This is a genomic window from Pseudohaemophilus paraphrohaemolyticus, from assembly GCF_003253115.1.
GTDB lineage: Bacteria > Pseudomonadota > Gammaproteobacteria > Enterobacterales > Pasteurellaceae > Haemophilus_A > Haemophilus_A paraphrohaemolyticus_A.
Map to the genome: position 1 here is coordinate 1 of NZ_QEQF01000018.1, position 3,153 is coordinate 3,153.

Consider the following 3,153-nt stretch of genomic DNA (forward strand, 5'->3'; position numbering starts at 1 on the left):
CCCACGGTTAGAACGGTTTTAATGAGTGAACTCATTTTAACGTCCTCTGTTGCGGTTCTACCTCGAATTGAACGAAGTTGATACACATCAGGGGAGCTTGTCGAGGAACTAAATCAGCTCCCCCGACACCCAAAATTCATTTTAGCATAAACCGCCTGTAATGGCGGTTTTGTTTTTTAAGTCACAACATATTCGGCTATAAAGTCGCTTGACCAACAACCAGTGCTATTTTTACTATCAACAAAGTCGTTAGGTAGTAGGCATTCGTAGCTTAAAATTAATTCATATTCTTCCCGTGTGGATTCATCTAATTCTTGCCATTGCACATCAGATAAAGCCTTTATATCATCAAGTGAAATACCGTGTATTATCATAAAAACCCCTTTAGTTTGAATTTTTTTCGATAGCTTCAACTAGATCCATTTGTTTCACTTTCTCAACTTCAAGAACAGTTGTAAAGGCTACTCTATCGCCATTAAAAACAAAATTCGGGTTAATAAAATAATCGCCTAGTCTTTCTGCTAAGGCTAGGATTTTGGCTTTTGTTAGCTCACCTAATCCACGTCTAAAAGTGGCTATTGATATGGTTAATTCAGGGTTTTCCTTAGAAAAGTCTTTAAGGGTATATTGATCTAAAGTTACCCGATCTTTGTTAATCATAGTTTTGTCTTGCATAGTCCAAAACAATACGTAGAGAGCCTTTTGCCCAGCTTGAGTTAATTCAAATGCAAGTTTGATATTTTGGGTGAAAAGTTTAATAAATTGGGTGCTATCGACTTTTTTGTACGTGACAACCGATGTTCCGCCTAGAAACTCCCCCGTTTCTTGATTGATAACGATATTGTTATCTTCGCCCAATCTTGAAATTTGGACTTGTCTGTTCTTTAATGGGATTACTAAATCCTTTGTAAATGGGTTGCTTTCATATCGAATAGCCATAATTCACCGCCTAAAATTTGTATTTATTAAATTTTTCTCTAACTAATTTAGAAAGTTCTTCATAGTTGATTTCTTCGGGATTGAGGGCGTATAACTTATTACGCAATTCAGCCAATAAGTTACTATCTTCGTTACGCTCTCCAGTTTGAATTACAATCAATCCAAGAGTTTGAGAAATACCATTGATTAGACTGTCTTTTTCCATAAGTGTTGCCATAATTCACCCCTTTTTAATATCAAGGTTATCAATAAATTGATATCCGTAGGCTCATAAAAAAACTTTAGCGTATCAACTAATTGATAGCTATATTATCAAAATACTTTGAAAAGTAAACGCTAGGCTATCAATTTATTGATATTCAGAATGCTCTATTCTGATAGCCTCGATGTTCAATTTTGAAATCTCGATCTAGCATTTTCAATACTTCATCGATGTTTCCCTTCTTATATCTTATATAAGCCATTTTTGAGGTCTTTTTTTTGGTCGTTTTTAAACGGCAATAGGGGGCGTTCGTCTTGGTGAAAATGACGGGGTGAAGCGGTCAGTTGTCAAGGTTTGCCGTAGGCAACCCGTAGGGCTTGACCTTGACGACTGAAAGAGCGTAATCCCCATAATGTCACCAAGATGAATACCCCCGAGAGTTTCGCATTACCTAATCAGCGTGGTTCGCTTGGCTTTAGGGTTTCAGCAGAGGGGGGGTTGTTGCCGTCTGGCTGTTCGCTGTTGGCACGCCCAACACGGTAGCCACTTCGTAGCAACATCGAGCAGGGTTATCGAGCAAGCAGAGCTTGCTCTACCGTCAGGGGAAATTACACGGTAATTCCCCCCGACACCCCCCGATCTTGACGTATCCAACGAATAGGGGGATACTACGCCCCGCAGGGCGAACGACCAATTTTTTTAAAATTGGTGTAGTGAGTACACCAAAGGAAAAATATAACAATGAAATATGCGATTTTGAGAACAAAAAAACTCAAGGAATGGGGAAATATCTGTGCGAGCCTGGAACATAATTTCCGGGAACGTATGACCCCTAATGCTGATGAAAATCGGACGGGATTGAATATCCATATCGGGGGGAATTCAACCGCAGAAGTTCGGGCGGAAATTGAAAAGGGATTACCCGAAAAGTATCGGGCGGATTGTGTGAAGTGCGTTGAATATCTGATTACGGCTAGTCCTGAATGGTTTGAGTTAGCAGATGAGCGAGAAATTAAACAGTATTTTGACAGCTCGATTGAGTGGCTTAAAGAGCGACACGGGGAAGATAATATCAAGTGCATTTCGATACACAATGACGAAAAAACACCGCACCTTGTGGCATACGTTGTTCCGCTTGATGAACGTGGAAAACTGAATTGTAAGAAGTTTTTAGGCGGTAAAAAATTGATGTCCGAGATGCAAGATGATTTTGCTCAAAGAGTGGGGCGGAATGTATTGTTACAGCGTGGCATTAAAGGCTCAAAGGCAAAACATCAAAGGGTTCAGAGGTTTTACGGAGAGCTGAAAAATAACGATACTCCGCAACTCACTTATGAGGATCTTAGACCGCAGTTACTCAAAAAGGGATTGTTTCAAGATACCTATGAAGATGACAGTGTTGTGATTGCACGAGTGAACAAAAGAGTTTCTGAAATCCTTGAACATAAACAAGCCCAAATTCACGTTATGAGCAAGGAAATTCAAGAGTTGAAAGAGGACGTATCTAAAGCGAAAAGAGATGGTAATTTAAAAAACTTCGATTTAGAGCGTCAAAATCAAGCGTTAAAGCGTGAATTAACAGAAACCTTAGACAATCATAGGATAAACACTAAAGGGCTTTCTACGGCTCAATTAGACGCATTAAACGCTAAAATCAGAGAGTTTAGGGCGGAAAATGAAAAAGAGCGTATTGAGGCTCAAAAGCGTTCTATGGGGCGTGGTGGCTTGAAAATATAAAAAAACAACCCCTAGCGAAATTGCTAAGGGTTGAAAACTTAAGGTTTAGTCGCTACACTTAGTGCAACAACAATTAACGCATACGTTTTTTTGTTGAGTGTCGTTTAAACCGCGAGTGCTTGCGCATCCGGCAAGATACAGGCAAGCTCCCACGGTTAGAACGGTTTTAATGAGTGAACTCATTTTAACGTCCTCTGTTGCGGTTCTACCTCGAATTGAACGAAGTTGATACACATCAGGGGAGCTTGTCGAGGAACTAAATCAGCTCCCCCGAC

4 protein-coding genes are annotated in these 3,153 nt (G+C 40.0%); 1 reads left to right on the plus strand and 3 read right to left on the minus strand.

The genetic code is table 11. The annotated features are described in order from the left end of the window. Positions 1-176 precede the first annotated feature (176 nt). The 3 genes from DPV92_RS09690 to DPV92_RS09700 are packed head-to-tail and all read right to left on the minus strand — an operon-like array spanning position 177 to position 1,156. A complete protein-coding gene (locus DPV92_RS09690; protein ID WP_105903806.1) occupies positions 177-374 on the minus strand; it encodes a hypothetical protein in 198 nt (65 codons plus the stop codon). 10 nt (positions 375-384) lie between these two features. Beyond that, complete coding sequence (locus tag DPV92_RS09695) at positions 385-939, minus strand: replication/maintenance protein RepL (protein WP_105903807.1); 555 nt, start codon at positions 937-939, stop codon at positions 385-387. Between the two features lie 10 nt (positions 940-949). Further along, positions 950-1,156: a hypothetical protein gene (locus tag DPV92_RS09700; RefSeq protein WP_105903808.1), complete on the minus strand. Its 207-nt coding sequence runs from the start codon at positions 1,154-1,156 to the stop codon at positions 950-952. A 726-nt stretch (positions 1,157-1,882) separates the two neighbouring features. Here DPV92_RS09700 and mobV point away from each other — a divergent pair. Then, entirely contained in the window at positions 1,883-2,878 is a 996-nt protein-coding gene (gene mobV / locus DPV92_RS09705) for a MobV family relaxase (RefSeq protein ID WP_111354685.1), read from the plus strand. The last annotated feature ends 275 nt before the right edge of the window (positions 2,879-3,153 follow it).

Excerpts from the sequence above, each read along its gene's own strand:
- mobV (WP_111354685.1), top strand. The coding sequence starts at position 1,883 with ATGAAATATGCGATTTTGAGAACAAAAAAACTCAAGGAATGGGGAAAT.
- DPV92_RS09695 (WP_105903807.1), bottom strand. The coding sequence starts at position 939 with ATGGCTATTCGATATGAAAGCAACCCATTTACAAAGGATTTAGTAATC.
- DPV92_RS09690 (WP_105903806.1), bottom strand. The coding sequence starts at position 374 with ATGATAATACACGGTATTTCACTTGATGATATAAAGGCTTTATCTGAT.
- DPV92_RS09700 (WP_105903808.1), bottom strand. The coding sequence starts at position 1,156 with ATGGCAACACTTATGGAAAAAGACAGTCTAATCAATGGTATTTCTCAA.